The 14649-nt window shown below is 61.2% G+C and carries 14 protein-coding genes; 6 read left to right on the top strand and 8 right to left on the bottom strand.

Going from position 1 to position 14649, the window contains the following annotated elements:
- Positions 1 to 48: 48 nt before the first annotated feature.
- From EM858_RS23450 to EM858_RS23440, 3 genes are read left to right on the top strand one after another with little or no spacing between them, the layout of a single operon-like run.
- Positions 49 to 1143, top strand: a complete 1095-nt coding sequence (locus EM858_RS23450; RefSeq protein WP_127758133.1) for a PspA/IM30 family protein — start codon at positions 49 to 51, stop codon at positions 1141 to 1143.
- Entirely contained in the window at positions 1143 to 1802 is a 660-nt protein-coding gene (locus tag EM858_RS23445; protein WP_127758132.1) for an OB-fold-containig protein, read from the top strand. The genes EM858_RS23450 and EM858_RS23445 overlap by 1 nt, the downstream gene beginning before the upstream one ends.
- Positions 1803 to 1808: 6 nt before the next feature.
- Positions 1809 to 3500, top strand: coding sequence for a flotillin domain-containing protein (locus EM858_RS23440; RefSeq protein ID WP_127758131.1), 1692 nt, complete (start codon positions 1809 to 1811; stop codon positions 3498 to 3500).
- Between the two features lie 134 nt (positions 3501 to 3634).
- Here the strand turns inward: EM858_RS23440 and EM858_RS23435 are convergent, their stop codons facing one another.
- Complete coding sequence (locus EM858_RS23435) at positions 3635 to 4186, bottom strand: TetR/AcrR family transcriptional regulator (protein WP_127758130.1); 552 nt, start codon at positions 4184 to 4186, stop codon at positions 3635 to 3637.
- Between the two features lie 78 nt (positions 4187 to 4264).
- Here EM858_RS23435 and EM858_RS23430 point away from each other — a divergent pair, with 78 nt between their 5' ends.
- Entirely contained in the window at positions 4265 to 5128 is an 864-nt protein-coding gene (locus EM858_RS23430) for an alpha/beta fold hydrolase (RefSeq protein WP_127758129.1), read from the top strand.
- 101 nt (positions 5129 to 5229) lie between these two features.
- Positions 5230 to 6012 carry a pyrroline-5-carboxylate reductase gene (locus EM858_RS23425; RefSeq protein ID WP_127758128.1) on the top strand — a complete coding sequence of 261 codons (783 nt, stop codon included), beginning with the start codon at positions 5230 to 5232 and terminating at the stop codon, positions 6010 to 6012.
- Between the two features lie 55 nt (positions 6013 to 6067).
- On the opposite strand, the gene EM858_RS23420 is transcribed toward EM858_RS23425, so the two are convergent.
- The 6 genes from EM858_RS23420 to EM858_RS23395 all read right to left on the bottom strand — a co-directional run bounded on the left by EM858_RS23420 (position 6068) and on the right by EM858_RS23395 (position 12411).
- The gene (locus tag EM858_RS23420) at positions 6068 to 7666 is read right to left on the bottom strand and encodes an MFS transporter (protein WP_127758127.1); all 1599 of its coding nucleotides are present in this window, start codon (positions 7664 to 7666) and stop codon (positions 6068 to 6070) included.
- Entirely contained in the window at positions 7663 to 8103 is a 441-nt protein-coding gene (locus EM858_RS23415) for a DoxX family protein (protein WP_127758126.1), read from the bottom strand. Before EM858_RS23415 ends, EM858_RS23420 begins: the two co-directional genes overlap by 4 nt.
- Before the next feature lie 194 nt (positions 8104 to 8297).
- Positions 8298 to 10280: an amidohydrolase gene (locus EM858_RS23410; protein WP_127758125.1), complete on the bottom strand. Its 1983-nt coding sequence runs from the start codon at positions 10278 to 10280 to the stop codon at positions 8298 to 8300.
- The gene (locus EM858_RS23405) at positions 10280 to 10570 is read right to left on the bottom strand and encodes a XapX domain-containing protein (RefSeq protein ID WP_127758124.1); all 291 of its coding nucleotides are present in this window, start codon (positions 10568 to 10570) and stop codon (positions 10280 to 10282) included. The genes EM858_RS23410 and EM858_RS23405 overlap by 1 nt, the downstream gene beginning before the upstream one ends.
- 72 nt (positions 10571 to 10642) lie before the next feature.
- Complete coding sequence (locus tag EM858_RS23400) at positions 10643 to 11335, bottom strand: hydrolase (protein WP_127758123.1); 693 nt, start codon at positions 11333 to 11335, stop codon at positions 10643 to 10645.
- A gap of 143 nt (positions 11336 to 11478) precedes the next feature.
- A complete protein-coding gene (locus EM858_RS23395) occupies positions 11479 to 12411 on the bottom strand; it encodes a VOC family protein (RefSeq protein ID WP_003523923.1) in 933 nt (310 codons plus the stop codon).
- 119 nt (positions 12412 to 12530) lie between these two features.
- Here EM858_RS23395 and EM858_RS23390 point away from each other — a divergent pair, with 119 nt between their 5' ends.
- Positions 12531 to 13430: a LysR family transcriptional regulator gene (locus EM858_RS23390; RefSeq protein WP_127758122.1), complete on the top strand. Its 900-nt coding sequence runs from the start codon at positions 12531 to 12533 to the stop codon at positions 13428 to 13430.
- A 121-nt stretch (positions 13431 to 13551) separates the two neighbouring features.
- On the opposite strand, the gene EM858_RS23385 is transcribed toward EM858_RS23390, so the two are convergent.
- Positions 13552 to 14631, bottom strand: a complete 1080-nt coding sequence (locus EM858_RS23385; RefSeq protein WP_127758121.1) for an alpha/beta hydrolase — start codon at positions 14629 to 14631, stop codon at positions 13552 to 13554.
- Positions 14632 to 14649 lie beyond the last annotated feature (18 nt).

The raw sequence follows: 14649 nt of genomic DNA, 5'->3' as shown, positions 1-14649 counted from the left end.
GAAAGCACAAATGAAGTGCTTTATATATTTCACATGAGCACGAAACTTTTGTCCAACGTTGTCCTGGCACTGAATCTCTCGGAGGGGAACCGCTCTTCTCTGGAAGAGACGCTCCTTGCCTATCGGCGAGCGATGGCGATCCTTGACCGGACTGAAGGCGCCAATCTCGTAGCCTTGCATGCGGCAGCTTATGAAGAGATCAGGGTCAAGACCAGCCTTCCTTCCCGCATGGTGACGCTGGCTCTGCGCGACCATAGCCAGCGCGATCCGCAAGAGCCGGTGCGGGACATTCCGCTCGACAGCAAGCTCTTTTCGGTCAAGGGGCCGGACACGGTAAGCATCGCCACCCTCTCGGGCCGCGTCGTGGTGCCCTATACCGTCCGTGGCTATCACGACGGCTGGAATGACTTTTCAGAAGCGCGCCTCGTGTTCGAGGGCGAAACCATCAGCATCCATGCCGGAATAAAAACCGGCTTTCAACCGAACAAGGAGGCTTCGATGAACAATGAAGGTATTCTTGGGCGACTCGGGCGTGTCATCGCCGGCGTCATGAACAACGCTGTCGATGCGGCGGAGGCGTCCAATCCGGTTGCGGTAGCGCAGCAGGCAGTGCGGGAAATCGCTCAGATCGCCGATGAGGCCCGATCCGCGCTTGGCGTGGCGGTCGCAGCCGGCCATCGCCTGAAAGCAAAGGCCGCCGATCTCGACGAAGAAATTCGTGACCTCGACGACAAGATCAGGATCGGACTTGAAAACGGCCGCGAGGATTTGGCCCGTGCGGCAACCGGGCTGCAGATTGATCTGGAAGCGCAGCGGGAAGCGCTGAACAAGGCGATTCTCGAGAACGCTGCCGAAATTGCCGAGGCGGAAACCACATTGCGCAGCATCGCCTCCGCAAAGGCGGATGCGCAAAAGCGGCTTGAGGACGCCAAGCGCGCCGAACGCATCGCACCGGCAACCGATACGACCCCATCCCAGCGCAACGACCGCCGTCTGGCTGACGCGCTCGACGCCATCGAAAGAGTAACCGGCACCCCCACCAAGCCCAATAACGGAGCGGCGGAGGTTGAAGAACTCGGCCGGATGCAGCGCCAGAGCGCCATCGAAGCACGGCTCAAGGCATTTCGTGAGGGGCAGCGCTGATGGAGAGCATTGTCCAGCCAGGCACTGCTCCCTTCTGGATCGCCTTGCTGACGGTCTTCGGCCTCGGCATCGTCGAACTCGTCTCGGTTCTTCTTGGTGTATCGGCTTCGGGACTGCTTGACGACAACTTCAGTTACCACGCACCCGGCGATACCGAGGCGGGGTTACTCGGCAGCTGGATGTCCTGGCTTAATGCGGGCGGCGTGCCGCTTCTTGTTCTGGCAGTCATCCTGCTCTCGGCTTTTTCCGTCGCCGGGTTCTTCATTCAGGGGATCGCGTCCGCAACGCCGCTCGGGCCATTGCCGCCCTATCTGGCCATGACCGGCGCCATTGCCGCCGCCCTGCCGGCCACGCGGTCACTCAGCCGCGCCGTTGCGAAGGTCATTCCACGCGATGAGACAAACGCGCTCGAGCAGACCGATTTTCTGGGACTTGTGGGCACTGTCACCATCGGGCCTCTCGATCAGGGCAAGCCCGGCACCGTGCGGGTCAAGGACCGGCACGAGAATATTCACTTCCTGCGCGCACAGGCAGCATCCGGTCACACGATCGATACGGGTGCGCAGGTATTGATCGTCGACGGTGCGGATGGGCTTTTTCAGGCCATTCCCGCGCCGCCGGATCTGGAAATTCACCATAGCGGGCATCATAGGGGCTAACTCACCATGGATTTCTTTTCTCTGGGCCTGATTGCGGGGGCCATCGTCACGGCCATCGTCGTCATCGGCATCATCATGACATCGCTCTACACGCGGTCGACACGCGACAAAGCCTATGTAAGGACCGGCCTCGGCGGTAAGAAAGTCGTTCTCGATGGCGGCGCCATCATCCTGCCGATCTTCCATTCCTATTCCTGGGTCTCTCTCAGCACATTGCGACTGGAAGTGAAAAGATCCGAACATGAATCCCTGATCACCAAGGATCGCATGCGGGCCGACATCACCGCCGAATTTTACGTGCGGGTTAAACCCGATGCAGAAAACATCGCACTTGCCGCACAGACACTCGGCGACCGGACAAATGATGCCGATGCGCTGAAGTCACTGGTCGAAGCGAAATTTGTCGACGGTTTGCGCTCGGTTGCTGCCACCATGTCGCTGCGCGATCTTCAGGAGCAGCGTGCCGAATTCGTCAAGTCCGTGCAGGCGGCTGTCGCGCACGATCTGCAGTCCAACGGTCTGGAACTGGAATCGGTCTCGCTGACACGCCTCGATCAAACCGACATCAAGCACTTCAACCCCAACAACTCGTTCGACGCGGAAGGCCTGACGGCACTCACCCGGATCACCGAAGAGCGTAAACGCGAACGCAACCAGATCGTCCGCGACAACGAAGTCGAAATTGCCACGAAGGACCGCGAAGCGGTGCTGCGGCGCTTGACCATCGAACGCGAACAGCGCGATGCGGAGCTGACGCAGGAGCGCGATATCGCCAACAAGACGGCGGAAACGCGGGCGGAAGCGGCGAGGGCCGAGCAGGCGGCCCGCCTCAACGAGGAAACGGCAAAGCTCGATACGGAGCGCGGCATCGCCGAACGGGACGCCCAAGCCCGCCAGGCGCGTGAAACTGCCCGCATCGAAGCCGAGCGCGGTATTGCCGAACGCGAGGCGGAAGCGCGCAAAATCACCGAAACGGCGCGAATCGAAGCCGCTATCGCCGTGGCGCAGAAGGTGGAGCAGGAACAGGCTGCCCGCGCCAAGGCGGACGAAGCCAAGGCTTCCGCCATCACTGCGGAAGAACAGGTGGCAACAGCCCGCGAAGTGGAAATCGCCGAACGCGCCAAGCGCATCGCCGTGATCGACGCCCGCAAGGCGGCAGAGCAGGAAGCGACGGCCATCACGGTAAAGGCAGAAGCCGAACGGCAAGCCGCCGAAAACCTGGCTGCTGCCACCAAGATCGGTGCCGAAGCCGAGGCACAGGCCGCGAAAATCCGTGCCGAAGGCGTCATCGCGCTCGGCGATGCAGAGGCGCAGGCGGAACGCGCAAAGAACGATGCACGCAATGCCCTATCGGGCGACATCATCGCATTCGAACTCGCCCGTGCTAGGATCGCCATCATTCCCGAAGCACTTTCCGAGGCGATGAAGCCCATCGAGAAAATCTCCGATATCCGCATCTTCAGCGCGGGTAATCTGGCGGGCGCCCTCGGTGGCGGCGGCGACGCCAAAAACGGCAATGGCCTCGGCGATCTTTCGAGCCAGCTTCTCAGCTTCACTGCGCAAAAGCCGGTTCTTGACGAAATCCTTGCACAGGCCGGCTTCAAGGGTACGGACCCGACACAGGCTCTGTTGGCTGCATCAATCGCGAACGCCACGGATCAGCCGACGCAGGGAAAACAGCAACCTAAAGAGACGTAAAAGTCCTATTCTCTCCGACAACACGCGCGGTCAGCCTGAAAGCGGCCGCGCTTTTCATTTGCTCCGCAGCATGCGGCACCACAAGCACCGATGGCTCCGATCAGGCCTCTGCGTGAAAACGCACCGGCATACGCCTAGGCAGACTGAAGCAGGCTGCTCTCCAGCGTCTTAAACGACGTGACATCCTGACGGGCCAGCGAAACAACCCACGCGCCCTGCAGCCCGATCACCAGTCTTTCGGCATCGGTCTGCGGATCGTGACTGCCCAGGCGCCTTGCCTGAGCTGCGATCCTTGCGGTCCAGTCATTGAGCACATCCGCACCGATCTGGCGCAAATCGGGCTTTTCATCGCCGGCCTGAATGATGCTGAGCACCGGGCAACCCATGATACGGCCATTTTCCTGCGAGAGGCGGGCTATCGCACTGGATAACGTCACCGAGCCCGAAGCGAAGCTCTCCGCGTCCTCGAAACTCGCGTCGATCAGCTCTGCCACCTTCCGGCCCGCCCATCGCGTCGCCTCGGCGGCAAGCTGCTCCTTGCCGCCGGGAAAATGATAATAGAGAGAGCCTTTCGGCAGGCCTGTCTCCGCAAGAATTTCAGCCAGCCCCACACCCGCATAACCACGCCGCCGAAACAGCGCGGAGGTGGCCCGTATCAGAGCGTGGCGGTTCTTGCTTTCATCCATTCGCCTGTTTTAGGCGCCGTAGACCGTTTGGTCCAGAGATGTTATTAGACCAAACGGTCTAGGAGGAGGAAGGGATGGATGACTGATATTGCAGAGAGCCGGGAGATCGACATTGTTTCGGAAGGGCACAGGCTCGCCGGCCGGTTCTTTCCGCCCAGGGGGCCAGCCCGCGCGCATCTTGTCCTTCATGGCGCAACGGGTGTTCCGGCGCGCTATTATCGCGCCTTCGCCATATGGGCGGCCGGTCAGGGCATCGGTGTCCTGACTTATGATTATCGCGATTTTGGCGCATCCCGACAGCGCCCCGTCCGCGAAAGCCGGGCCACGATGGCCGACTGGGGAATTGCCGACCAGACGGCAGCCGAGGCCGCACTTTGCCAGATAGCACCGCAAGGCCCCCTCTGGCTGCTCGGCCATTCCCTCGGCGGGCTGACATTTCCTTTTCGACGCCATGACGAGCGGCTCGAGCGTGTCATCACCATCGGCTCGGGCTTTGCCCATGTCAGCGACCATCCATGGACCTATCGGCCCACGGTCATCGCCTTCTGGTATCTGCTCGGGCCTGTCAGCACGACACTCGCGGGTTACCTTCCCGGCCGAAGGCTGCTGCTGGGTGCGGATCTGCCCGCTGGAATCTACTGGCAATGGCGGCGCTGGTGCACGAGCCGGGATTTCTTCCGGCGCGATATCGGCAAATCACTGCCAGAACCGGATTTTTCCGCGACCCGCTTCGATCTGCGCATGATGACGATGGCAGACGATGTGGTGGTGCCGCCCGCCGCCGTCTGGCGTTATGCCGACGTTTTCCCGCAGGGAAGCGTCAACTGCAGAACCTTGCGCCCGGAAGAATTCGGCCTCACCTCGCTGCGCCATATCGAGGTCATGTCAGAGCGTGCAGCACCGGCATGGCCGGCGATATTGGGGCTGGAAGAGCCGGCATAAACCGGGCGCGGCTCCGCCTCGACCGCAAATTTCCCTCTCTGCTTGTCGACAATTCCGGACGGAAAAATTAGCATCACGCGAAACGCCGCAGCGGAGCAATCATGTCACTTCCCCAGAAAATCGGTTTTATCGGAACAGGAGCCATCACCGATGCAATGGTAAGGGGCCTGCTCGCCAGGCCTGCCGCCGTGCCGCATGTCATGGTGTCCCAGCGCAGTGCCGATATCTCGGCGAGACTTGCCGCCGATTTCCCGCAGGTGATCGTCTCCAGCGACAATCAGGCAATCGTCGATGGCTGCGATACCGTCATGCTGGCTATCCGGCCGCAGATCGCTGAAGAAGTCATCCGGCCGCTCCGGTTCCGGGACGGGCAGAAGATCGTCAGCGTCGTTGCCGCAACCGGCCGCGAGGCGCTTCTGGACTGGATCGGCGCGGATGTGCGTCTCAGCCAGGCGATCCCGCTGCCCTTCGTCGCCCGGCGCAAGGGCGTCACCGCCATTTATCCTGCCGATACGGATACGGCTGCTATCTTCAACGTGCTCGGCAATGCGGTGGAATGCGAAACCAAGGCGGAATACGATCTTCTGGCCGCCGCAAGCGCTTTGATGGCCACCTATTTCGGCATCATGCAAACGACGACGGAATGGCTTGCCGAAAACGGTCTGCCGGAAGAAAAGGGGCGCGCCTATCTCGCGCCCCTCTTTGCCGGCCTTTCCGAGGTAGCCCTGCTCGCCGGCAGCAGGACGGATTTCATCGATCTCAGCCGTGAATTCGCCACCAAGGGCGGGCTCAACGAGCAGGTGCTGCTGGATTTCGACGGCAAGGGCGGGTCAGGGGCGCTGAAAGATGCACTGAGCCGTGTGCTGGCGCGGATCACGCAATAATCGGACGATCGCATGGCAACAAACGAAAAAGGGGCCTTTTCGGCCCCTTTCCGTTTTACGCCTTTCCCGGACGGTTGATTGTGAGGAAGTGCCGCACCACCGGCTTTTCCAGCCCGGAATGATAAGCCAGCACCTTGCCCTGCAAATCCGCATCCGCGTGGGAAACCCGCTTGTGCTGGCGCAGATGCTCCGCCCAGGATTCCACCATGAACCATTCGACGATCTTCTGCGGATCGGCGGAGTCCTCCGTCACGCCCCAGCCATAGGCGCCATCGCGGCGACGTTCCTGGGAAAGCTCGTCCAGTGCATGCAGGAAAGCGGAGCGGTGATGCTTTTCGACATTATATTCGATGAGGATCAGAACCGGGCCGCGATCATGGGCCACCGGCTCGGCAACGAGCGGTTCGGGCCAATGGTTGGACGGCACCATATCCGCATCGCCGGCCGGCAGTTTCAGGCGGTGCATGACGAGACCGGCAATGAAAAGGCCGGCCGCACCGATGAGCAGCGTGCCCGGCACGCCCGCCGCTTCACCCACCGCGCCCCAGCCGATGCTGCCCGCTGTCATCGCGCCGTTGAAGACGGTGAGATAGACGGCGAGACCGCGGCCGCGCACCCAGTTCGGCAAGATCGCCTGAGCCGCGCCATTCAGCGTCGTCAACGCCGTGATCCAGGCACCGCCGAGAAACAGCAGGATGACGATGGCAAGCCACTTTGGCGGCGCGAAGGACAGCCCGGCCATGACGAGCGCGGTGGTGAGAGCCGCACCCAGCAGCAGGGCATCGGCATCGAAACGGTCGCGCAGCTTCGGCATGAGCAGCGCACCGCCGATGGCGCCGGCCCCGACAGCACCGAGCAGGATACCGTAGAAGCTCGCATCTCCGCCGAGCAATTGCCGGGCGACCAGAGGCAACAGCGCCCAGACGGCACTGGCGAATGCAAAGAAGATCGCAGCCCGCAACAGGACGACATGCAGCGGCCGGCTGGCGCGGGTGTAACGAAGGCCCGCCCGGAATGCGCCGAAGAAACCTTCCGCCAAAGCATCATTGGCGTTCTTTGCCCGCGGCCACCATAAAAGGGCGGCGATGACCACGAAATAGCTTGCAACATCGGCGCCATAGGTAAAGGCCGCCCCGAAGGCCGCAAGCAGGATGCCGCCGGCGGCCGGGCCGATAGAACGGGCGATGTTGATGCCGAGCGAGTTCAGCGCCACGGCGCTCTTGATATCCTCACGCTTCACCAGTTCCGGCACGATGGCCTGCCAGGTCGGCCCCATCAGCGCAGCGCCGATGCCGCCGAGGAAAGTAAGCCCGATCAGCGCGCTGACGGACAACAGGCCGGTATGGGAAAGAACCATGAGGGTGACGCTGACGGAGGCCAGCAGAAGCTGCACGGCGATCAGGAACTTGCGGCGGTCGAGAATATCGGTCAGCACGCCGGCCGGGATCGCCAGAAGAAAGATCGGCAGGGTTCCGGCCGCCTGAACCATGGCGACGGCCGCCGGCGAGGCCGAAAGATCGGTCATCAGCCATGAACTGGCGACATCGCGCATGAAACTGCCGGTATTGCCAAGCACCGTCGCCGCCCAGAGGACCGCGAAAACCGGTTGCGCAAGGGGAGCAAAGCTGCTCGCGGAGGATTTTGCGGCACTCATTTGCCTGTTCCTTTCGTGAGATCGATTGCGGCGACGATGATGAAAGCACCGGCAAGGCCAAGATGCTCGAAGAAGGCGTTGGTGGCCATCATGCGGTCCATGCCGGGCGCCATTTCCCAGAAGCGCAGAGCGATGAAGGTGGCCAGAAGCGTGAAGCCTGCAAGTGCCAGCGCACCGGCCCAGCGCAGGAAGCCCGACACCACCAGAGCGGAGGCGGTAAGCTCGAACAGGATGACGACAACAGCGAATGCGACCGCCGGCTGAAGGCCAAAATGGTTCATCTCGGCAATCGCGCCAGGGAAGTCGAAGATCTTGGTCAGCGGCCCCTGAATATAGGCCGAGCAGAGCGCCAGAAGCGCCAGGGTTTTTGTGGCGGGTGCGGCAACGATATCCGCGAGAAGCCCGCGAAGGCGAAGGGTTGAAGATGGCTCGGTCATTTTTTGCTCCTGCGATCTGGCCGGTCGGTTCGAGCGGCGCTGCATTCATCTGATGGAGCGATATTGGCGCAAAGGATTATCGCCAACAATTGCATCAATAGTTTCGATATAATTGCGTAATTTGCAATATACCTATTCCCGGGCCCACCGGGCAGCGGCGATCCGCTGCCCGGTGGATTTTCTGCTGGCCGGGCTCAGACTGCCCAGCAGGAGCAGCCCAGCGCTCCGAAGAAGCCCTTCAGATCGGCAATCGGCAATTTCGACGTCCATGCGCCGGCATGGTCGTGGCCGTGCACACCGCAATCATTGGCGCAGCCGCAGGAGGAGATCGCAGCCCGTCTGAGCGAATTCTTTCCAGCGCCCTGCGGCTCACCCCAGGCGGCATAACCGCCGAAGGTGCGCACAGGCGACCAGCCGGGCATCGCCGGCGGAATATTGCTTTCATCCAGTGCCTTGAAGTCACCGGCGCCATAGACGACCTTGCCGCCCACCATCGTCAGTTCCGAGGTAAGGAAGGAGATTTCATCCTCCGCGCAGGAGAAATAATCCTTGTCCGGCACCACGAGATCGGCGAACTGGCCTTTTTCGATGCGGCCCTTCTTGCCTTCCTCATTCGAGAACCAGGTGACTTTTTCGGTCCACATGCGCAGCGCCGTCTCGCGGTCGAGGCAATTGGCGCGCGGATAAAGCTGCATGCCGCCGACCGTCTTGCCTGTCACCATCCAGAACAGCGACACCCACGGATTATAGGAGGCGACGCGCGTCGCATCCGTTCCGGCCGAAACGTTCACACCCTTTTCCAGCATCCGCGCAATCGGCGGTGTGGCTTCCGCCACGCCCTGGCCGTAACGCTCGACGAAATACTCGCCCTGATAGGCCATGCGGTGCTGGGTGGCGATGCCGCCGCCAAGGGCGGCAATGCGGTCGATGGAGCGGTCGGAGATGGTTTCGGCATGGTCGAAGAACCAGTTCAAGCCTTCCAGCGGAATGTCCCGGTTGACCTTTTCGAAGACATCCAGCGCCCGCGAAATCGTCTCATCATAGGTGGCGTGCAGACGCCAGGGCCAGCGGTTTTCCGCCAGAATCCGGACGACATCTTCGAGCTCGCCTTCCATTTCCGGCGGCATGTCCGGTCGCGGCTGGCGGAAATCTTCGAAATCGGCGGCGGAAAAGACCAGCATTTCGCCTGCGCCATTGTGCCGGAAATAGTCGTTGCCCTGCTTGTATTTGACCGATGACGTCCAGTTGAGGAAATCCTCCTTCTCCTGTTTCGGCTTCTGCGTGAAGAGGTTGTAGGCCAGCCGAACCGTCATCTGATTCTCATCCGACAGCTTCTGGATCACCTCGTAATCGTCAGGATAATTCTGGAAGCCGCCGCCCGCATCGATCACGCCGGTCACGCCCAGCCGGTTCAGCTCACGCATGAAATGGCGGGTGGAATTGACCTGATAATCGAGCGGCAGCTTCGGCCCCTTGGCAAGCGTCGAATAAAGGATGCCGGCATTCGGCTTGGCGAGCAGCAGGCCGGTCGGATTGCCGTTCGCATCGCGGGTGATTTCGCCGCCGGGCGGGTTCGGCGTATCCTTGGTGTAGCCGACGGCGCGCAGCGCCGCGCCGTTCAGCAGCGCCCGGTCGTAAAGATGCAGCAGGAAGACCGGCGTATCCGGCGCCACCGCATTGATCTCCTCGATGGTCGGCAGGCGCTTTTCGACGAATTGATGCTCGGTGAAGCCGCCAACGACCCGCACCCATTGCGGGGCGGGCGTGATCGCCACCTGACGCTTCAGCATGTCCATGGCGTCTGCCAGCGAGCGCACGCCGTCCCAGCGCAGTTCCATGTTGAAGTTCAGGCCGCCGCGCACGACGTGGGTGTGGTTGTCGATCAGGCCAGGCAGAACCCGCTTGCCCTTGAGGTCGATGATCTTCGTGTCCGGCCCTGCAAGGGCCACGACCTCGGCGTCGCTTCCCACCTCCAGGAACAGGCCGTCCTTGATGGCGACTGCCGTTGCGTTCGGATTGCCGCGATCGAGCGTCGTGACGCGGCCGTTGTGAAGGATCGTATCTGGATGCATGGAAGAACCTCCGGTCTTGATGGGATCAGCGGCCTTAGCCGGTGAAAACAGATTCGGAAAGGCAAGGCTCGAGGCCGCGCCAAGAAAGGTGCGTCGTGTGGGCATCAGCTTCTCTCCCGCTCGGTCGGCTGTTTAACTTCGGCGAGACCCGTGGTTTCAGCGCCACCCTTCGGCATATGACCGAACATGTGCGGCTTGATCTGGTTGATCCACGAAACGACGGCCGGTTCCTTGCCGGCAATCGTCTTCGCGAAAGGAATGATCTGCTCTCCAACCAGGATGCCGAGCAGGCCGACGAGAGCGATGACGGGCGGTGCGGGAGAACGCACATTGAGCAGGCTGTAGACAATACCGACCAGCAGGCCGGTGCCGAGGGACAGAAGATAGACTTTCATGGGAACCTCCTCGATGGGTGAAAGCCGCACCGGGCTGGATGGCGATCCTGCCGGTGCGGCGCGGTTGAAAGCTTATTTCTTGGCCGGGTTGGGGCCGATGCGCTTGCCATGCCTGACGCGCTCTTCGCCGCCATGGACGTGGGTGACGGCATAGTCGATGCCCATGCCGTAGGCGCCGGAATGTTCCTTCACCAGCGAGGTGACGGCGTCATAGGTTTCCTTGCGCGCCCAGTCGCGCTGCCATTCGAGCAGCACCTGCTGCCAGGTGACGGGAATGATGCCGGCCTGCACCATGCGGTCCATGGCATATTTGTGCGCATCGACGGAGGTACCGCCGGAGGCGTCCGCCACCATGTAGATCTCGTAATCTGCGACATCGTGGAGCGCGGAGAGCGCAAAGGTGGTGTTGCACACTTCCGTCCACAGGCCGGAGACGACGATCTTCTTGCGGCCGGCCGCCGCATTCTTCGCCAGCGCATCGCGGACATTCTGGTCATCCCAGGAATTCATAGAGGTGCGCTCGAGAATGTCGTTTTCCGGGAAGACCGCGAGCAGTTCCGGAAAGGTGTTGCCGGAGAAGCTTTCCGTTTCGACCGTGGTGATGGTCGTCGGGATATTGAAGATCTTTGCCGCCTTGGCGAGGCCGACGACATTGTTCTTAAGGGTCTGGCGGTCGATCGACTGCACACCGAAAGCCATCTGCGGCTGCTGGTCGATGAAGATGAGCTGGCTGTTAGCGGGGGTAAGGACTTCGAGCTTGGACATTTTCAGTTCTCCGTTCAGGTGGTGGTTGCCGATCTGCGGCGGTGGAAATTGAGAAGGCTTCGCCGGCCGGCCGCCCGGCAGGGGCAGCCGTCTTGAAAAGCGAGGATCTATCTTGGTCAGTGGATGCGGATCAGGGACCCGCTTTATGCCGCAAGCGGAGCGAGATTCGCCTCGATCTGATTGCGGAAAGGCTCGTAGCGGTTCGGCAGCTTGAGCGCTTCGCCGAGATGCGCGGTATCCTCGTCGCGGTCGAAACCGGGTTCATTGGTGGCGATCTCGAACAGGATGCCGCCCGGCGTGCGGAAATAGATCGCCCAGAAATAATCGCGGTCGATGACGGGGGTGACCTGATAACCCGTATCCATCAGCGCCTTGCGCACTTCCAGCTGCTTTTCGCGGTTTTCGACAGCGAAGGCGATATGGTGGACCGAGCCTGCTCCCGACCGGGCAAAGGGTGTCTTGGGCAGGGCCGCAAGATCGATCGTATCTGCCCCGTTGCCGCCGGGGATGACGAAGCGCGTCACGTTGCCTTCAACGTCGGTCCGCTCATAACCCATGAAACGCAACAGTTCTTCGGTTGCGGCAGTGTCATGCAAATTGAACCGTGCGCCGGTGAAACCGCGTATGGCGTTGTCTTCGGAAATTCCCTCGGCCAGCCAGGCGGCACGGGCGTCATCGCCTGTTTCGATCAGAGCAAGACCATCGCCATCGGGACCGGTGAAGCGCAGGCGATTGGCGCCGAAGACCGTGTCGGCCTGAATGCCGGCGGCGCCTTTGGCAAGGAGACGCTCTTTCCAGAAACCCAGCGAACCCTTCGGGATGGAAAACTGCGTCTCGCCCACTTCGCCGACGCCGGGACGGCCGGCCATCATGTTGGCGAAGGGAAAATAGGTCATGACCGTGCCGGGCGTTCCCTTTTCGTCACCGTAATAAAGGTGATAGACGCTGGGTTCGTCGAAGTTGACGGTCTTCTTCACCCGGCGCAGGCCGAGCGTATCGGTGAAGAAGCTGTTGTTCTGCCGCGCATCCGACGCCATGGAGGTGACGTGGTGCAGGCCCTTGATATCCTTGATCATCGTCGGCGCCTTTCGTTGTTGGTGTGCCCGTTTCGATGGACAAAGATGTAACCCGCTTGATTGCATCGCGGAATTGCAATATTTCTCTCGAGTGAATTGCGATTTTTGAAATAATAAAGATGAACGACCATAAAGCTCTCAAAACCTTTCTGATGGCGGCCGAAAAGCGCAACTTCGCGCAGGTGGCCCGCGAACTGGGCATGACCGCAGCTGCCGTCACCCGGGCCATTGCCGCACTTGAATGCGATCTCGGTGTGCAATTATTTGTCCGCACCACCCGACAGGTGTCGTTGACGACGGACGGAGCCATCTTTGCCGCGCAGATCCAGCCGGCGGTCGAGGCGCTGGAGAATGCCCGGCGCGATGTCCGCAACGCCCACAAGGCAGATGAAGGGCGTCTGAGGATCAGCGCGCCGACATGGCTCGGCAAGACGGTGCTGCCGCCGATCCTGTCGGGTTTCCGGGAACTCTATCCGAAAATGTGCTTCGAGATCTCGCTGTCGGATGGCCTCGTCAATATCGTGGATGACGATTACGATCTGGCGATCCGTATCTCGTCGGCCCCATCGGACAAATTCACCATCTGGCGCAAGATCAGGGCCGTGCCGAGAATATTGGTGGCGGCCCCGGGCAGCCGGTTTACGCAGATGGAACATCCCGGCGAACTGACCCCTGACGATTGCCTTGCCTATAGCGGCGAAAGCCGGAGGGAGAACTGGGTCCTGTCGGATGGGGGATCGAGCATCGCCATCTCGGCGGGACGCGCCTTCAGCGCCAATAATGGCGAGGTTCTGGCCGATATGGCGGCGGGGGGTGCAGGTGTGGCCATGTTGCCGGGATTCCACATCGCTGAACACATCCGCAGCGGCCGGCTCGTTCATGTCCTGCCCGGCTGGGCGCCGCAGGAACTCTGGTTGACGCTCTATTATCCGCCCTATCAGAAACTGCCGCCCCGCATTGCGACCTTCTCGAAATTCTTCGAAGAGCAGCTACCGGCGCATATGGTAATGCTGGACTAGATCCTACAAACCGCAACGCCGCCGACGCGCACAAGCGCGCCGGCATGCTGCGTGATGTAAATGTAGCGGCAGCAAGAGCTGGCAATGGCCCGGCCTGCCGTGACATTTTTATGGTCGGCTTCTACGCCAGATGCTGGTTGAAGAAGGCGGCGATCCGGTCGAACGGGATCTTGTCGGCGCGGTCATACAGGTCCGTATGGTTGGCATCGGGAATGATCACGAGTTCTTTCGGTTCGGCAGCCGCCGCGAAAGCGGTCTCGCTGAAATAGCGGGAATGCGCTTTCCCCCCATGGACGAACATCACCGGGCGCGGCGATATTTCGGCGATATAGGTCAGGATCGGCATATTCATGAACGACAGGGGTGTCGTCTGCGTCCAGGCATTGCCGGAGTTGACGGCACGCGCATGGTAACCGCGCGGCGTCCGGTAATAGTCGTGATAGTCAATCAGGAACTGCGCTTCGCCACCCTTGAGATCGTTATAAGGCGGTTGGTAGGCGGGGCTTCCCTTTTCCGCATCCTGCCAGCGCTGCCGGCTCATCTGCTCCAGCGCCTGCGTGCGCTGTTCGAGGGTAACGCTGTCGTTGTAACCTTTGGACATCACCCGCGTCATGTCATACATGGTACTGGCCACGACTGCCTTCACGCGCTTGTCCACCGCGACCGCATTCAGCGCCATGCCGCCCCAGCCGCAGATGCCGATGACACCGATGCGTTCGCGATCCACATAGGATTGCAGCCCGATATAGTCGACCGCGGCACTGAAGTCCTCGGTGTTGATATCCGGGGAGGCGACGTTTCGGGGCTCACCGCCGCTTTCTCCGGTATAGGACGGATCGAACGCCAGCGCGGCAAATCCGCGCTCCGCCATGGTCTGTGCATAAAGGCCGGACGACTGTTCCTTCACGGCGCCAAAGGGGCCGCTGATGACAAGAGCGGCCAAAGGCGCAGTTCCGCGGTTCTTTGGCAGATAGAGGTCACCTGCGAGAGTGATGCCGTAGCGGTTCCTGAACGAGACCTTCTGGTGGTCGACGTTGTCACTCTTCGGGAAGACCTTGTCCCACGTGGAGGTTTGGGCGAAGGCCTGTGTCGTACCCGCCATCGGCGCCATGCCCATTGCGGCGACGGCGAGGCCGGTTGCCTTCATCAGGTTGCGCCTGCCGGTATTGCAGGTTTCATCAGTTTCGATTGGCTTGCTCATGCTGGGAACTCCTGTGGT

The sequence above is a fragment of the Agrobacterium sp. CNPSo 2736 genome (assembly GCF_004005385.1).
Classification (GTDB): domain Bacteria; phylum Pseudomonadota; class Alphaproteobacteria; order Rhizobiales; family Rhizobiaceae; genus Agrobacterium; species Agrobacterium leguminum.
This window is presented reverse-complemented; position numbering and strand designations above follow the sequence as displayed.

Coding starts and splice junctions, on each gene's coding strand:
- EM858_RS23415 (WP_127758126.1), bottom strand. CDS start 8,103: ATGACCGAGCCATCTTCAACCCTTCGCCTTCGCGGGCTTCTCGCGGAT.
- EM858_RS23405 (WP_127758124.1), bottom strand. CDS start 10,570: ATGAAAGTCTATCTTCTGTCCCTCGGCACCGGCCTGCTGGTCGGTATT.
- EM858_RS23445 (WP_127758132.1), top strand. CDS start 1,143: ATGGAGAGCATTGTCCAGCCAGGCACTGCTCCCTTCTGGATCGCCTTG.
- EM858_RS23395 (WP_003523923.1), bottom strand. CDS start 12,411: ATGATCAAGGATATCAAGGGCCTGCACCACGTCACCTCCATGGCGTCG.
- EM858_RS23435 (WP_127758130.1), bottom strand. CDS start 4,186: ATGGATGAAAGCAAGAACCGCCACGCTCTGATACGGGCCACCTCCGCG.
- EM858_RS23390 (WP_127758122.1), top strand. CDS start 12,531: ATGAACGACCATAAAGCTCTCAAAACCTTTCTGATGGCGGCCGAAAAG.
- EM858_RS23425 (WP_127758128.1), top strand. CDS start 5,230: ATGTCACTTCCCCAGAAAATCGGTTTTATCGGAACAGGAGCCATCACC.
- EM858_RS23420 (WP_127758127.1), bottom strand. CDS start 7,666: ATGAGTGCCGCAAAATCCTCCGCGAGCAGCTTTGCTCCCCTTGCGCAA.
- EM858_RS23440 (WP_127758131.1), top strand. CDS start 1,809: ATGGATTTCTTTTCTCTGGGCCTGATTGCGGGGGCCATCGTCACGGCC.
- EM858_RS23410 (WP_127758125.1), bottom strand. CDS start 10,280: ATGCCCACACGACGCACCTTTCTTGGCGCGGCCTCGAGCCTTGCCTTT.
- EM858_RS23400 (WP_127758123.1), bottom strand. CDS start 11,335: ATGTCCAAGCTCGAAGTCCTTACCCCCGCTAACAGCCAGCTCATCTTC.
- EM858_RS23430 (WP_127758129.1), top strand. CDS start 4,265: ATGACTGATATTGCAGAGAGCCGGGAGATCGACATTGTTTCGGAAGGG.
- EM858_RS23385 (WP_127758121.1), bottom strand. CDS start 14,631: ATGAGCAAGCCAATCGAAACTGATGAAACCTGCAATACCGGCAGGCGC.